The organism is Falsiroseomonas sp., assembly GCF_051860665.1.
In the GTDB taxonomy this organism is placed as follows: domain Bacteria; phylum Pseudomonadota; class Alphaproteobacteria; order Acetobacterales; family Acetobacteraceae; genus Falsiroseomonas.
The window spans coordinates 22054-36194 of the sequence record NZ_JBHYDM010000013.1; the positions used below are offsets into that span (position 1 = coordinate 22054).

The 14141-nt window shown below is 72.4% G+C and carries 13 protein-coding genes; 2 read left to right on the forward strand and 11 right to left on the reverse strand.

Annotation, left to right across the window (positions count from 1 at the left end; genetic code table 11):
• Positions 1-21 precede the first annotated feature (21 nt).
• Complete coding sequence (locus ACTIF1_RS14620) at positions 22-1086, forward strand: TIGR03032 family protein (protein WP_439597174.1); 1065 nt, start codon at positions 22-24, stop codon at positions 1084-1086.
• 51 nt (positions 1087-1137) lie between these two features.
• Here ACTIF1_RS14620 and dnaN read toward each other — a convergent pair whose 3' ends face one another.
• The 3 genes from dnaN to ACTIF1_RS14635 all read right to left on the reverse strand — a co-directional run bounded on the left by dnaN (position 1138) and on the right by ACTIF1_RS14635 (position 4520).
• The gene (dnaN, locus tag ACTIF1_RS14625) at positions 1138-2265 is read right to left on the reverse strand and encodes a DNA polymerase III subunit beta (RefSeq protein WP_439597175.1); all 1128 of its coding nucleotides are present in this window, start codon (positions 2263-2265) and stop codon (positions 1138-1140) included.
• 111 nt (positions 2266-2376) lie between these two features.
• Complete coding sequence (speB, locus tag ACTIF1_RS14630) at positions 2377-3405, reverse strand: agmatinase (protein WP_439597176.1); 1029 nt, start codon at positions 3403-3405, stop codon at positions 2377-2379.
• Between the two features lie 314 nt (positions 3406-3719).
• The gene (locus ACTIF1_RS14635; protein ID WP_439597177.1) at positions 3720-4520 is read right to left on the reverse strand and encodes a gamma-glutamyl-gamma-aminobutyrate hydrolase family protein; all 801 of its coding nucleotides are present in this window, start codon (positions 4518-4520) and stop codon (positions 3720-3722) included.
• Positions 4521-4736: 216 nt separating this feature from the next.
• Here ACTIF1_RS14635 and ACTIF1_RS14640 point away from each other — a divergent pair, with 216 nt between their 5' ends.
• Complete coding sequence (locus ACTIF1_RS14640) at positions 4737-5711, forward strand: Bug family tripartite tricarboxylate transporter substrate binding protein (RefSeq protein ID WP_439597178.1); 975 nt, start codon at positions 4737-4739, stop codon at positions 5709-5711.
• A gap of 186 nt (positions 5712-5897) precedes the next feature.
• On the opposite strand, the gene ACTIF1_RS14645 is transcribed toward ACTIF1_RS14640, so the two are convergent.
• The 8 genes from ACTIF1_RS14645 to ACTIF1_RS14680 form a co-directional block, all read right to left on the reverse strand.
• Entirely contained in the window at positions 5898-6638 is a 741-nt protein-coding gene (locus ACTIF1_RS14645; protein WP_439597179.1) for an ATP-binding cassette domain-containing protein, read from the reverse strand.
• Positions 6638-7399 (reverse strand): ABC transporter ATP-binding protein, encoded by a 762-nt coding sequence (locus ACTIF1_RS14650; RefSeq protein WP_439597180.1) that lies wholly within the window; start codon positions 7397-7399, stop codon positions 6638-6640. Before ACTIF1_RS14650 ends, ACTIF1_RS14645 begins: the two co-directional genes overlap by 1 nt.
• A complete protein-coding gene (locus tag ACTIF1_RS14655) occupies positions 7396-8076 on the reverse strand; it encodes a class I SAM-dependent methyltransferase (RefSeq protein ID WP_439597181.1) in 681 nt (226 codons plus the stop codon). Before ACTIF1_RS14655 ends, ACTIF1_RS14650 begins: the two co-directional genes overlap by 4 nt.
• Positions 8073-8876: an ABC transporter permease gene (locus tag ACTIF1_RS14660; RefSeq protein WP_439597182.1), complete on the reverse strand. Its 804-nt coding sequence runs from the start codon at positions 8874-8876 to the stop codon at positions 8073-8075. Before ACTIF1_RS14660 ends, ACTIF1_RS14655 begins: the two co-directional genes overlap by 4 nt.
• On the reverse strand, positions 8873-9781 hold the full coding sequence (locus ACTIF1_RS14665; RefSeq protein WP_439597183.1) for an ABC transporter permease subunit: 909 nt from the start codon (positions 9779-9781) through the stop codon (positions 8873-8875). The genes ACTIF1_RS14660 and ACTIF1_RS14665 overlap by 4 nt, the downstream gene beginning before the upstream one ends.
• Entirely contained in the window at positions 9778-11295 is a 1518-nt protein-coding gene (locus ACTIF1_RS14670; protein WP_439597184.1) for an ABC transporter substrate-binding protein, read from the reverse strand. The genes ACTIF1_RS14665 and ACTIF1_RS14670 overlap by 4 nt, the downstream gene beginning before the upstream one ends.
• Positions 11296-11362: 67 nt before the next feature.
• A complete protein-coding gene (locus tag ACTIF1_RS14675; RefSeq protein ID WP_439597185.1) occupies positions 11363-11803 on the reverse strand; it encodes a DUF488 domain-containing protein in 441 nt (146 codons plus the stop codon).
• 1 nt (position 11804) lies between these two features.
• Positions 11805-14114 carry an NADP-dependent malic enzyme gene (locus ACTIF1_RS14680; RefSeq protein ID WP_439597186.1) on the reverse strand — a complete coding sequence of 770 codons (2310 nt, stop codon included), beginning with the start codon at positions 14112-14114 and terminating at the stop codon, positions 11805-11807.
• Between the last annotated feature and the right edge of the window lie 27 nt (positions 14115-14141).

The window sequence follows — 14141 nt, forward strand, 5'->3', positions numbered from 1 at the left end:
ACGGTTCACGAAAGCAAGGCCATGACTGACGACCAGACCCCACCCGCCGAGGCGCCCGCCTTCGAGTTGACGACCTCCCGCCAGTTCGTCTCCTGGCTGGCGGAGACGGGCGCCAGCCTGGCGCTGTCCACCTACCAGTCCGGCAAGCTGATCCTGCTCGGCACGAACCGGGAGACGGGCAAGCTCTCCATCTTCGAACGCACGCTGGAACGCCCCATGGGCATTGCCGTGCAGGGCAGCCGGATGGCGGTGGCGGGGCTTTTCCAGGTCACCACCTTCGTCGATGCGGTGGAAGCCGGCGGCCCCACGGTGCAGGGCGGCTGGGATGCCGTCTATGTGCCGCAGACCGCGAATTTCACCGGCGACCTCGATGTGCATGACATGGCCTATGACGGCGATGGCCGCCTGGTCTTCGCCAATACGCTCTTCTCCTGCCTCGCCACGACCAGCGAGACGCATTCCTTCAAGCCGCTCTGGAAGCCCGCCTTCGTGGAGCGGCTGGCGGCGGAGGATCGCTGCCACCTGAACGGCTTGGCGATGAAGGATGGCCGCCCGGCGCATGTCACCGCCGTGGCGCGCAGCAATATCGCCGATGGCTGGCGCGAACATCGGCGCGATGGCGGCGTGGTGGTGGATGTGACGAGCGGCGCGGTGGTCTGCGAAGGGCTGTCCATGCCGCATTCGCCGCGCTGGCATGGGGATACGCTCTATGTGCTGAATTCGGGTGCCGGCGAATTCGGCCGCGTCGACCTGCAGACGGGCCGCTTCGTGCCGATGGCCTTCTGCCCGGGCTATCTGCGCGGCCTCGCCTTCCTCGGCAATCACGCGATCGTCGGGCTGTCGGAGCCGCGGGAGAACCGCACCTTCGCCGGTCTGCCGCTGCAGGAAAGGCTGGCGGCGGAAGGTGCCGCGCCGCGCTGCGGCCTCTATGTGATCGACCTCGCCAGCGGCGACATCGTGCATTGGATGCGCATCAGCGGCGTGGTGACCGAACTCTACGACGTGGCGGCGCTGCCCAAGGCACGGCCTTCGCTGATCGGCTTCCGCTCGGCGGAGATCCGCCGCGTCATCTCGGTGGAGGGATAGCGCGCGACCCGTTCTGGCGGCTTCCGCCAGAACGGATCCCGGGCCGGCCTCTCACACGCGCATCGGCATCAGCACGTACAGCGCCTCGGGCTTGGCGCTGTCGGCCACGATCGTCGGCGCGGAGCCGTCGGAGAAGCGGAACTCCACCATGTCGTCGATCTGGTCGGTGATGTCGTTCAGGTAGCGCGCCTGGAAGCCGATCTCGAGCGGACCGTGCTCGTAGGTCACCACATCGCCGTCCAGCTCCTCCTGCGCCTGGCCGAGCTCCGCGCTCGCGGCGGAGAGCAGCAGGTGGTTGCGGTCGATGGAGAGCTTCACGGGGCGCGACCGCTCGCTGCTGATGCCGGCGACGCGGCCCACGGCATTGGCGAAATCGCCCTTCTTCACCCGCAGGATCTTGTCGTTGCCGCGCGGGATCACGCGCTCGTATTCCGGGAAGGTGCCGTCGATCAGCTTCGAGGTCAGCTGCACCGCGCCGAGGGTGAAGCGGATCTTGGTGTCGGACAGGGCGACGGCGATCTCATCCGTCACCTCCTCCGCCAGCTTGCGCAGCTCGTTCACCGTCTTGCGGGGCACGATCACGCCGGGCATGCCCTCCGCGCCATCCGGCAGGGCCTCCTCGACGCGGGCCAGGCGGTGCCCATCGGTGGCGACGGCCCGCAGCACCTTGGTGCCGCCGGACTCCGTGGCGTGGATATAGATGCCGTTCAGGTAGTAGCGCGTCTCCTCCGTGGAGATCGCGAACTTGGTGCGGTCGATCAGCTCCCGCAGCTGGCCCGCCGGCAGGGCGAAGCGGTGCGGCAGCTTGCCCTCGGTCATGGAGGGGAAATCCTCCACCGGCAGCACGGACAGTTTCGCGTCGAAGCGGCCGGCGCGCAGCGTCATCTGCGCATCGCCGCCGGGGTGGTCCAGCTCCAGCTTGGCGCTGTCCGGCAGCTTGCGGACCAGCTCGAACAGGGTGGCGGCCGGGGCCGTGGTGCGGCCGGCGCGGGCCACGGTCACGCCGGGCACATCCTCCACCACCGCGATTTCCATGTCCGTCGCGGTCAGCCGCAGCCCGCCCTCACGCGCTTCCAGCAGGACGTTGGCGAGGATCGGGATGGTGTTGCGCCGCTCCACCACGCTCTGCACATGCGCGAGCGCCTTGAGCAGCACCGCCCGGTCGACCGTGAACTTCATGACCTGGATTCCCGAAATCTGGCGGCGACAGGCCGACCGCTACCCGCACCGCGCGGGGGGCCAGTCTAACAGGCTGGAATCAGGCTTTGAAGGGCCGGACTTCCGTCCAATTCAACGCCGGAAGGAGGGGGCCCGGACCAGCAGGCACAGGATCTGGAACATGGCCTGGGCGCCGATCTGGGCGGTGGCGGTGCCGGCATCGTATTGCGGCGCCACCTCCACCACATCGCCGCCCACCACATCCAGCCCGGCCAGGCCGCGCAGCAGCTGCAGCACCTGCAGCGGGGTCAGGCCCCCCACCTCCGGCGTGCCGGTGCCGGGGGCGAAGCCCGGGTCCACCGCATCCACGTCGAAGGAGACATAGATCGGCCCCGTCGCCACCTTGCGGGCCAGCTCCAGCACCGCCGGGATGCCCATTTCCGCGAATTCGTGCATCTGGATCAGTGTCATGCCGCTGGCGGTCGAGAATTCCCAGAGGTAGCCGGCGCCGCCGCGGATGCCGATCTGGATGCTGCGCTCCGGGTCCAGCACGCCCTCCAGCACCGCCTGGCGGAAGGGGCCGCCATGGTGGAAGCGGGTGCCCTCGTATTCTCCGCCGGTATCCGCATGGGCGTCGATATGCACCATGCCGAGCGGCCGCCCCGCGCCCAGCGCCTTCAGGATCGGCAGGCTGATCGAATGGTCGCCGCCCGCCGCCACGGTGCGGATGCCCGCCGCCCGCAGCGCGCCAAAGTGGCTTTCGATATCGGCGTGGCAGGATTCGAGGGAGAAGCGCGACGCCATCGGCACGTCGCCGAGATCCGCCACCCGCGCCTCCGCCAGCGGCGCCATGTGCAGGGCCGGCTCATAGGGCCCGATCCGCTCCACGCCGCGGATCGCCCGCGGGCCCAGGCGCGCCCCGGCGCGGTTGGTCACGCCGAGGTCCATCGGCACGCCCACCAGCCCGATCTCGGGCGGGTTCGCAAAAGGGTCGGCCTGGAAGGGGGCGCCGCAGAAGGTGGCGATTCCGGAAAAGGGCCAGGCGCGGCGGTCACCCCGGAACTGGGTCTCGATGATGCGGCGGAACAGCGGGTCCTGTGTTTCGGACCCACCCGTCGCGGCGAAGCGCGCCCGCAGCGCCGCCAGCCTGTCCTCATCCATCCGCCGCCTCCCGCAAACGCGAAGCGCCCGGTCAGGGGGGTGACCGGGCGCCAACGCTCAAACTTCCGATCGGAATGGTCGGGCGAGCCGGCAGGGGAACCGGGCCTCGTCCGCCGGCGATAGTCGGCCGGCGCCTGCATGATAGCGCGGGGCGGGCCCCGGTTGCAAAAGACGTTTGCGGGAGCAGCCCCAGATTATGCCGCGCGCCGCAGATCCAGGCTGCAGTCCCTGGCGCAGCCTCAGGCTGCAAACTCTGGCGCAGCCTCAGGCTGCGATCCCTGGCGCAGCCTCAGGCTGCAGTCCCTGGCGCAGCCTCAGGCTGCGACGCGGCTGGCCTCCGGCCGCTGCCCGGCCGCCCAGGCCGCGGTGGCGGCGCCGAAAGCGGCAAAAATGGCGGCGGAGCGGGCATCCTGCTCCCAGTCATATTCCGGGTGCCATTGCACGCCGAGCACGAAGCCCGGCGCATCCGCCACGCGCACCGCCTCGATGGTGCCATCCGGCGCCCAGGCTTCCGCCACCAGCCGCGGCGCCAGGCGGCAGACACCCTGGTTGTGCAGCGAATTCACCGGCACCGCCTCCGCCCGGAAGGGCGCGCCGGCGCGGGTCCAGATGCGCGCCAACTGGCCATCGGGCGCGATCCGCACCGCATGCGCCTTGCCGGTGCGCACCCCCGGCAGCTTCTGGTCGGAGGGGGTGGAATGGTCCATCCGCCCCGGCAGGTCCTGGATCCGCTGGTCCAGCGATCCGCCGAGGGCCACGTTCAGCTCCTGGAAGCCGCGGCAGATCGCCAGCACCGGCAGGCCGGCCGCGATGGCCGCGCGGATCAGCGGCAGGGTGGTGGAATCCCGCTGCGGATCCTCCGGCGTGCCCTCCGCATGGGCGGGGCCATCATAGTAGTTGGGGTGCACATTGGACCGGCTGCCGGTCAGCATCAGCCCATCGAGGCGCGGCAGGATATCCGGCACCAGCGCCTCCCCGGCCGCGGGCAGCAGCACCGGCACGGCGCCGATCGGCCCCAGCGAGACCCGGATATAACTATCCGAGGCGGCATGGTTCGGCGTGCCGAACAGGCCAAAGGCTTTCACACAGCAGGAAATACCGACCATCGCGCGCATCGGCCAAACTTCACGCCGCCACATGGCAGGATCAAGACAATCTTTGGCCGAATGGATGCGCGTCGCACGCATGGCAGCCCGGCCCTGCCGCTTTTCGCGGCGCCCGACGCCCGCTTTGGCGGCGAAGCGCGGCGCCTTGCGGCGCCAGCGCGCATGGTTGCTGTTGCGCGCCGCACGCCAGGCCGCATGATGGGCGCATCAGGACGGAGACGGGGCATGCTGGGGCGTCGCGAGGTTTTGGCCGGTTTGGGGATGGCGGCGCTGGCCGCCGCGCCGGGGGCACGGGCCCAGGGGGCATGGCCGGACCGGCCGCTGCGCTGGATCGTGGGCTATCCGCCCGGCGGCGCATCGGATGCCTTCGCGCGGCTGATCGCAGCCCAGATGGGCCCGCGCCTCGGCCAGAATGTGGTGGTGGAGAACCGCCCCGGCGGCGGCGCCGTGCTGGCCAGCGAGATCGTCGCCCGCAGCCCGGCCGATGGCTATACCTGGATGCATGTCGACAACGGCATCCTGGTCTACAACCCGGCGCTCTATTCGCGCCTGCCCTACAATCCCGACCGCGATTTTTCGGGCGTCGGCTTCATCGGCCGCTTCCCGCTGTTCATCGTGGTGCGACCGGACCACCCGGTGCGGGATTTCGCCGGGCTGGTCGAGGCCTCGAAGTCGCGCGCGCCGACCTACGGCACCCCGGCCGTCGCCTCCCCGCACCACCTGGCGATGGAATTGGTCAAACGGCGCACCGGGCTGGCGGCGGAGCATGTGCCCTATCGCGGCGGCCCGGCGGCGATGCAGGACCTGCTGGCCGGCAATGTCGACGTGGTGGTGATCGACACCGCCACCGGCACCCCCTTCATCAAGGACAACCGCGTCCGCGCCCTGTGCGTGATGAGCGAGACGCGCAGCGCGCTGTTCCCGGATGTGCCGACGCTGCGCGAGCTCGGCCATGCGGAGGCGGTCGCCTATGGCTGGCAGGGCATGTCGGTGCCCGCCGGCACCCCCGCCCCCGTGGTCGATCGCCTGGCGCAGGAGATGGTGCGCGCCATGACCTCCGCCGATATCGCGCGGCGTCTGGCCGATCTCGGCATCGAATACCAGCCCTGGACCCCCGCGCAATTCGCCGAATTCGTGCAGCGCGAGAATGCCGTCTGGCGGCCGCTGATCCGGGAGCTGGGCATCCGCCTGGACGGCTGAGCAGGGCCGGGCCGGCGCGCGCAACGCCGGCTTAATCTTCCCGCGGCATACTGCGGTCTCGGCCCCGTGCCGCGCCGCCAGAAGGGCGAACCCGAAACCCGGGAGCCCTTCCTCATGCCCGCCACCTTCCCCTTCGCCCTTCTCGGCTTCCGCGCCCGCAGCCCGGTGCGCGACTTCCTGCGCGGCCTACGCCGCTGGCTGACCTATCGGCCGGAGCGGCGCTACCTCGGCGGCGGCGAGCGCAAGCCCTTCGCCGGCTGAGCCCAGCACGCCATCGGCCATCGGCAGCACAAGGTCGGCATGGCCGAGGGCGCAGCGCTCATGCGTCGCGGCCAGGATGGCGGGACCGCCCGGCGCCCGGCGGATGCCATCGAGCAGGGTGCAGATCTCCAGCGCGGTCGCCGGATCCAGGGCTGCGGTCGGCTCGTCCAGCAGCAGGATGCGGGGCGAGAGGCAGAGCAGCCGGGCGAGCGCCGCGCGCTGCCGCTGGCCGCCGGAGAGCCCCGCCGGATGCCGGTCCAGTGCCGCCGCCGGCACGCCGCAACGAGCCAGCGCGGCCAGGGCCAGCGCATCCCGCGCCGGTCCATCCGCGCCCAGCCCGTGCAGCGCCAGCGCCGCGCGGAATTGCGGCCGCAGCGCCAGCGCCGGGTTGAAGGCACGCGCCGTATCCTGCGGCAGCAGCAGCACCCGGCGATGCCAGGCCCGCCGCGCCGCGCCCGGCGGCGGCAGCGCCGCGCCATCCAGCGTAATCTCCCCCGCATCCGCCGCGCGCAGCCCGGCCAGCAGCCGCAGCAGCGAGGATTTGCCGCAGCCGGAGGGGCCGGACAGCGCCACCCAGGCACCTTCGGGCACCAACAGGCTCACCCCCGCCACGGCCGGCCGCGCCGCGCCGGGGTAGCGCAGGCTCAGGTTGCGGGCCCGCAGCATCAGGCGGCCGCGCCGAAGCGCAGCGCCGCCACCAGCTCCCGCCCCGCGCTGGAGGCCGGGCGATGCGCCAGCCGCGCGGCGGGCCCCTCCTCGGCGATGGCGCCGTCCTGCAGCACCAGCATGCGGTCGCACAAGGTGGTGGCGGCCGGCAGGTCGTGGGTGACCAGCACCAGCGCCATGCCCTGCGCGCGCCTGCGCTCCGCCAGCAGGCGCAGCAGCGCCGCACCGGTCGCCTCGTCCAGCGCGCTGGTCGGCTCATCCGCCACCAGCACGGCCGGGGATTGCGCCAGGCAGCAGGCGAGCGCCGCACGCTGCCCCTGGCCGCCCGAGAGGCGATGCGGGTGGCGCGCGGCGAATTCCGCCGGCAGGCCGACCTCCGCCAGGCAGGCCGCCACCGCGCCCGCATCCGCTGGCCGGCCGGCGGCGCGCAGCGTCTCCGCCACCTGGGTGCCGATGGTCAACTGCGGATGCAGCGCCGCGATCGCCTCCTGCGGCAGCCAGGCGACATGCCCCGAAAGGCCGCGCCGCCGCGCCCCCGCCACCGGCGCCGCGCCGCCCGGCCAGGCAAGGGTGCCGCCCAGCTCCGCGCCCGGCACCGGCAGCCCGGCCAGCATCCGGCCGAGCGTGGTCTTACCGCAGCCGGACCGCCCGACCACCGCCAGCGCCTCCGCCGGCGCCAGCTCCAGCGAGACGCCGCGCAGCGCCACCAGCCCGGGATAGGCGGCGGCGAGGTCGCGGGCCGAGAGGACGGAGGGCGTCACGCCTCGGCGCGCGTCGCGACGATCAGGTAGCGCTCGTGCTTCGGCGCCTCGGTCCAGAGCGCGGCGTCCATCAGCGGTACCACCTGCGGATTGGCAAAACCGGCCTCGATCAGCGGCGCGGCGAGCTGTTCGGCCGGGCGGCCGCCGAACAGCGGCAGGGCGCCGTGGATCGCGGCATATTCGTCGCGCGCCTGCATGTCCCACCAGGCGCCCTCCACCAGCGCCACCCGACCGCCGGGGCGCAGCAGGTCGCGCCAGGCGCGCAGGGCGCGGGCGGGGTCGGGCAGGGTCCAGAGCACATGCCGCTCCACCACCAGGTCGAATTTTTCTGAACCCAGGCCTGGCGCCTCGGCATCCGCCGCCAGGAAGGGCACGTCGAGGCCGCGCGCGGCGGCCTTGGGGCGGGCGAGGGCCAGCATCTCCTCCGCCAGGTCGATGCCGGTGGCGCGGTGGCCAGCCTCGGCCAGCAGCAGCGCCAGGAAGCCGGTGCCGCAGCCGACATCCAGAACATCCAGCGCCGGCGTGGCGGGGGCGAGCTGCGCCAGCACCGCCCGCCAGGCGGCATCCTGCGCCGGGTTCAGCAGGCCATGCGTCGGGCCGGCGTCGAAATCCGCGGCGCGGCGGTTCCAATGCGCGATGACCGCGGCCTTGGTGGGCTCAAGGGTGGTGTTGCTCATGATCCGCTCCGTCGGGTGGGATAGGGCATCAGGCCGAGATGGCCGCGCAGGCTGGCGGCCAGGGTGGAGGCCAGCAGCAGGCTGGCGGCGATGGCGCCGGCCGGCGCGGCAAGCAGCCAGGGCGCATCCAGGAACCAGTCCCGCGCCTCCGCCGCCATGCCGCCCCAGGAGGGGGCGGGCGGCGGCGCGCCGAGGCCGAGGAAGGCGAGCGTGGCCAGCAGCACCACCGCCGCCCGCAGTTTGACCAGCCCCAGCCAGAGCAGCGGTCCGGCGAGATTGGGCAGCACCTCCCGCGCCAGGATCGCCGTCGGCCCGAAGCCGATGGACCGCGCGCCCTCGACGAAGGGCTCGCCCAGCACGCGCCGCGCCTCGCCGCGCAGGATCCAGTGCAGATCGGCCCAGAGCACCAGCGCCACACACAGCACCTGCGCCCCGGCGCCGCGCCCGGCCAGCGCCAGCACCACCAGCGGCAGCCAGAGCGGCGGGAAGGAGAGCAGCGCCTGCGCCGTGCCGCAGAGCGCGCGGCCGGCCGGCCTGCCATCCAGCCAGGCGGCGGGCAGTGCGGTGGCCAGCGCCAGGGCCAGCCCGGCGCCAAGCCCGGCCAGTGCCAGGCCGAGGCTGGCCGGCGCCGCCGCCAGCAGCCGCGCCGCCACGTCCCGCCCCAGGGGGTCGGTGCCCAGCGGGTGTTCCAGGCTGGGCGGCAGCAGCCGGTGCGGCGAAAGCGCCAGCGGATCCGGCAGCAGCCAGGCGGCCAGCCCCGCCAGCAGCAGAAGGCCCAGCCAGGGCAGGGCCCGGATCACGCGATGCGCGCCGCGGTCGGGCGCGGATCCAGCGCCGCCTGCGCCGCCTCCGCGACGAAGCGGGCCACCAGGAAGCCGGTGCCGGCGGCCAGCATGGCGGCGCGCAGCAGCGGCAGGTCGCCATGCTGCAAGGCGAGCACCGCAAGCCTGCCGAGGCCCGGCAGGGCAAAGACCGTCTCCATCACCAGCGCCCCGCCCAGCAGATAGCCCGCCTGCAAGGCGCCGAAGCGCGCCAGCAGGGCCGAGGCCGGCAGCAGCCGGTAGGCAAGCAGGCGGCGCGTGGCGGAAAGGCCCCGCGCCTCGGCGAAAATCGCAAAAGGTTCGGTGGCGATGGCGCGCAGCCCGTCCTGCAGGATCAGCGCCAGCTTCACCGCGAGCGCACCGGCCAGCAGCGCCGCCGGCAGCAGCAGCGACCGGATTCCCGAAAAGCCTGCGGCCGGCACCCAGCCGAGGCCGACGGCAAACACCTCCACCGCCACCACCGCCACGACGAAGCCCGGCACCGCCAGCAGCAGCAGCGGCAGCCGCGCCAGGCGCGCCGGCAGCGCGGCCAGGGCGAGCCCCAGCGCGGCGCCGGCCGCGACGCCGACCGGCCAGGCAATCAGCGCCAGGCGCAGCGTCACCCCCAGCGCCTCCGCCACCGCTTCACCGGCCGGGCGGCGGAGCCAGGAGGAGGTGCCGAGATCGCCCCGGAACAGGTCCAGCAGTGGCCGCAGCAGCCGCTCCAGCCAGGGCGCATCCAGGCCAAGGGCGGCGCGCAGCGCGGCGCTGGCAGCGCTGTCGCCCTCCGGCCCGATCTGCCGGCTGACCGGATCGCCCAGCAGATCCGCCGCGACGCCGAGCACCAGCAGCGCGATCAGCAAGGCGATCGCGCCGCCGAGCAGGCTGCGCAGCGCGGCTGTCACGCGGCGCGCGGGCGCAGCGCCGCGAAGTCCAGCCTTCCATGCGCGGTGCGCGGCATCTCGACGCCGGCGGCCACGCCATAGGCGGCCTTGGGGAAGGCGAGGAAGCTGGCCGGCGCATCCGCCTTGGCCACCACCATCAGCGCTTCCGCCGCGCGCAGCCGGGCCGCCGCATCGCCCTCCGCCATATAGGCGGAGAGCAGCGCCGCCAGCCGCGCATCCGGCCGGTAGCCCATGCTGCCCTTGAGAAACCCGTTCTCGGCATAGAAGGCGGTGAAGGGGCGCACCGCGTCATGCGCGTGGTTGTCGAGCGCGGTCACCACGAACATCCGCCCGCGCTCCTGCGCCGCCAGGCGGCGCGCATCGAAGGCGGCGGCGATGCTCTCCAGCGGGTTGATGCGCACGGCAAAGCCGCCGCGCGCCATCTGCGCCTGCAGCACCTGGGCCGCCTGGATCTCGGCCGGGGGCGTGTCCAGCTCGACGGCCAGCGGCGTGGTGATCCCGGCCTCCCGCAGCAGGGCGCGGGCGCGGTCCGGGTCGTGGTCGGAGAGCGGGAAGGCTTGCGTGTAGCCGCCGAAGCCGGTGGGGACGACGCCGGTCGCGACATCGGCAAAATCGCCCCAGGTGGCCTCGGCCAGGGCCTTGCGGTCGATCGCGTGATGCACGGCCAGCCGCACCCGCGCATCGTCGAAGGGCGGGCGGAACCAGAAGGAAAGGTATTGCGTGCGCGCGCCGGGCTGCATCACCAGCCGCGCGCCACGCGCCACCCGGGCGGCCAGGCCCGGCGGGATATCGCCCGCGATCTGCGCCCCGCCGGAAAGCAGATCCGCCACGCGGGTCGAGGCTTCCGGCACCGCGCGCACGGTGATGCGGCCGAAGCCGGGGGCGGGCAGCGCCCAATGCGCGCCGGTCGCCTCCAGCTCCACCCGCTCCCCCGGCCGCCAGGCGGCCAGCTTCCAGGGGCCGGAGCCGATCGGGCGGGTGCGGAAGGGCGCATCGGGGGCCGCGAGCTGGGCGGCGGAAAGCACCGGCACGGCGCCCACGATCTGCGGCAGAAGGCCGGTCGGGACGGAGGTGTGCAGCAGCAGGGTGGTGTCGTCCGGTGCCTCCGCCCGCTGCATCGGCTGCACCTGCAGGCGCAGGCCGGACCGGTTGGCGGGGTCCAGCAGGAAGGCGAAGGTGGCCGCCGCATCGCGCGCCGTCAGACTGGTGCCGTCATGGAAGCGCGCATCGCCGCGGATGGTGAAGCGCCAGGTGGTGGGTGCCACGCGTTCCCAGGCGGTCGCCAGCGCCGGCACCAGGTGCCCCTCGGCATCGCGCTCGATCAGCGGGTCGAAGATCAGGCTGGTCGGGATGGTGAAGTCCAGGCTGCGCATCGGATCGATCGCCGAGAGGTCGCGGGTCTCGGAGAACTGGCTGACGGCGAGCGTGGCGGGGGCGCCCTGCGCCAGCGGATGCCGGGGCAGGGCCCCGGATGCGGCCAGGGCGAGCAGCAGGGACCGGCGGGACAGATGCATCGGGGGCCTCCAGGGCGCGGCTGGAGGACCTACTGCCCCTGCAACTCATTCGCAAATGAAAGCGCGGTTAGCTGGCGGCCGGCGCCAGATGGGTGATCGGCAGGCCCACCGCCTCCGCCACCAGGGTGCGGTGGCATTGGGCGGGGTCGGCTTCCAGGCAGAGCAGGCAGACGGGCTCGGCCCGCGCCTGGGCGGAGAGCGCGGCGAGTGCCGCCTGGCCCTCCGTCCCCGCCAGCTTCGCGCCGAAGATGCGGCGCATCTCGGCCGGGCGGCCGGCGCGCACGGCGGCGCGGCCTTCCGCCGGCGTGCCCAGCGCCGGCACATGCTGGTAGGCGATGCCGGCCTCGGCCAGCGCCGCCGAAAGCGCCCGCTTGGCGAAGCCCGGCTTTCGGCTATTCGCCAGCGCACGGACATCGACCAGCGTCGCGATGCCCTGGGCCTTGAGGGCGGCGATCAGCCGCGCCGGCGTCGCCTCCTCATAGCCGATGGTGAAGACGCGGCCCGTCATCCTACTTCGGCAGCGCCGCATGGGCGGCGAGGCAGGCGATATCGAGGATCTGGTTCACCCCCGCCTCCATGCCGACGATCTGCACCGGCGCCGACAGCCCCATCAGCAGCGGGCCGATGGTCTGGGCGGAGGTCAGCTTCGGCGCCGCCTTGGTCAGGATATGCGCGGCGTGCAGGCCGGGCATCACCAGCACATTGGCGGGGCCGGTCAGGCGGCAGAAGGGATAGAGCGCGGCGCGCAGGCCGGGGTCGAGTGCGACATCGGCGGCCATCTCGCCGTCGTATTCGAAATCCACCTCGCGCTGGTCCAGCAGCTTCACCGCATCCCGCACATTGCCCGGGATGCTGCCCTTGGGATCGCCGAAGGTGGAGAAGGCGAGGAAGGCGACGCGCGGCTCATGCCCCAGGCGGCGGGCGGCGGCCGCGGCCTTGGTGGCGATTTCTGCGAGTGTCGCGGCATCCGGCCGCTCATGGATGGCGGTATCCGCCACCAGCACGGTGCCCGATCGCCGCGCCAGCATCAGCGTCAGCCCGAACAGCACCGTGCCCGGCGCCGGGTCGATCGCCGTCAGCACGCCTTCCAGCGTCGCCGCATAACTGCGCGTGGCGCCGGTGACCATCGCATCCGCATCGCCCGCGGCCACCATGCAGGCAGCAAACACGTTGCGGTCCAGGTTCACCAGCCGCTGGCAGTCGCGCTGCAAGAAGCCCTCGCGCTGCTTCTTGGCATAGAGCCATTCGGCATAGGCGGTGTTGCGATCCGAGAGCCGCGCATTGTGGATCTCGATGCCCTCCGGCATGGCGATGCCGAGGCCGGCGACCACCGCATTCACCCGGTCCTCCCGCCCCACCAGCACCGGCGTGCCGTAGCCGGCATTGCGGAAGGCGATGGCGGCGCGGATCACGCGCTCCTCCTCGCCCTCGGCGAAGACCACGCGGCGCGGATTGGCCTGCACGCGCTCGGCGATCGCCTCCATCGCATGCGCGGTGGAATCCAGGCGCCCCGCCAGATCGCGGGCATAGCGGTGCAGGTCCATGATCGGCTTGCGCGCGACGCCGCTGTCCATCGCCGCCTTCGCCACGGCGGGCGGGATGCGGCTGATCAGGCGCGGGTCGAAGGCATTGGGGATGATATAGTCCGGGCCGAAGCGCAGCGCGCGGCCGGCACCGGCGCCCGCCACTTCCTCCGGCACATGCTCCCGCGCCAGCAGCGCCAGCGCATTGGCGGCGGCGACCTTCATCTGGTCGTTGATGGTGCTGGCGCGCACATCCAGCGCGCCGCGAAAGATGAAGGGGAAGCCGAGGACGTTGTTCACCTGGTTCGGATAGTCGCTGCGCCCGGTGGCGATGATGCAATCCGGCCGCACCGCGCGCGCCTCATCCGGCGTGATCTCAGGATCCGGGTTCGCCATGGCGAAGATGATCGGATGCGCCGCCATGGACCGCACCATTTCGGGCGTCACCGCGCCCTTGACGGAGAGGCCCATGAAGCAATCGGCACCCTCCATCGCCTGGGCGAGCGTGCGGCAATTCGTGTCGGCGGCATGCGCCGACTTCCACTGGTTCATGCCCTCCGTCCGGCCGCGATAGATGACGCCCTTGGTATCGGCCAGGATCACATGCTGCGGGTGGATGCCCATGGCCTTCACCAGCTCGGCGCAGGCCACCGCCGCGGCACCCGCGCCATTGATCACCAGCTTCACGCTTTTCAGATCACGGCCGGTCAGGTGGCAGGCGTTGATCAGGCCGGCGGCCGCGACGATGGCGGTGCCGTGCTGGTCGTCATGGAAGACCGGGATATCCATCAGCTCGCGCAGGCGCTGCTCGATGACGAAGCATTCGGGCGCCTTGATGTCTTCCAGGTTGATGCCGCCGAAGGACGGGCCGAGGTAGCGGACGGAATTGACGAAGGCGTCCACATCCTCCGTATCCAGGCAGAGGTCGATGGAATCCACATCGGCGAAGCGCTTGAACAGCGCGGCCTTGCCCTCCATCACCGGCTTGCTGGCCAGCGCGCCGAGATTGCCCAAGCCCAGCACCGCCGTGCCATTGCTGATGACGGCGACGAAATTGCCCTTGCTGGTATAGTCGTAGGCCAGCGCCGGGTTCTTGTGGATATGCAGGCAGGGCGCCGCCACGCCCGGGCTATAGGCCAGGGACAGGTCGCGCGCCGTGGTCAGCGGCTTGGTCAGCCGGATCTCCAGCTTGCCCGGCCGACCCTCGGCATGCATGGCCAGGGCTTCCTGGTCCGTGATGCGGGCGGTGCGGGTATCGGCCAGCGCCTCGCCCGGTGCCTTGCGCGCGTCATCCATGGATCGTGTCTTCCCCAAGCTCACCTT

What these genes read in the sequence shown, in the direction of transcription:
- ACTIF1_RS14620 (WP_439597174.1), top strand. Translation starts at nt 22, where the DNA reads ATGACTGACGACCAGACCCCACCCGCCGAGGCGCCCGCCTTCGAGTTG.
- dnaN (WP_439597175.1), bottom strand. Translation starts at nt 2,265, where the DNA reads ATGAAGTTCACGGTCGACCGGGCGGTGCTGCTCAAGGCGCTCGCGCAT.
- speB (WP_439597176.1), bottom strand. Translation starts at nt 3,405, where the DNA reads ATGGATGAGGACAGGCTGGCGGCGCTGCGGGCGCGCTTCGCCGCGACG.
- ACTIF1_RS14635 (WP_439597177.1), bottom strand. Translation starts at nt 4,520, where the DNA reads ATGCGCGCGATGGTCGGTATTTCCTGCTGTGTGAAAGCCTTTGGCCTG.
- ACTIF1_RS14640 (WP_439597178.1), top strand. Translation starts at nt 4,737, where the DNA reads ATGCTGGGGCGTCGCGAGGTTTTGGCCGGTTTGGGGATGGCGGCGCTG.
- ACTIF1_RS14645 (WP_439597179.1), bottom strand. Translation starts at nt 6,638, where the DNA reads ATGCTGCGGGCCCGCAACCTGAGCCTGCGCTACCCCGGCGCGGCGCGG.
- ACTIF1_RS14655 (WP_439597181.1), bottom strand. Translation starts at nt 8,076, where the DNA reads ATGAGCAACACCACCCTTGAGCCCACCAAGGCCGCGGTCATCGCGCAT.
- ACTIF1_RS14670 (WP_439597184.1), bottom strand. Translation starts at nt 11,295, where the DNA reads ATGCATCTGTCCCGCCGGTCCCTGCTGCTCGCCCTGGCCGCATCCGGG.
- ACTIF1_RS14675 (WP_439597185.1), bottom strand. Translation starts at nt 11,803, where the DNA reads ATGACGGGCCGCGTCTTCACCATCGGCTATGAGGAGGCGACGCCGGCG.
- ACTIF1_RS14680 (WP_439597186.1), bottom strand. Translation starts at nt 14,114, where the DNA reads ATGGATGACGCGCGCAAGGCACCGGGCGAGGCGCTGGCCGATACCCGC.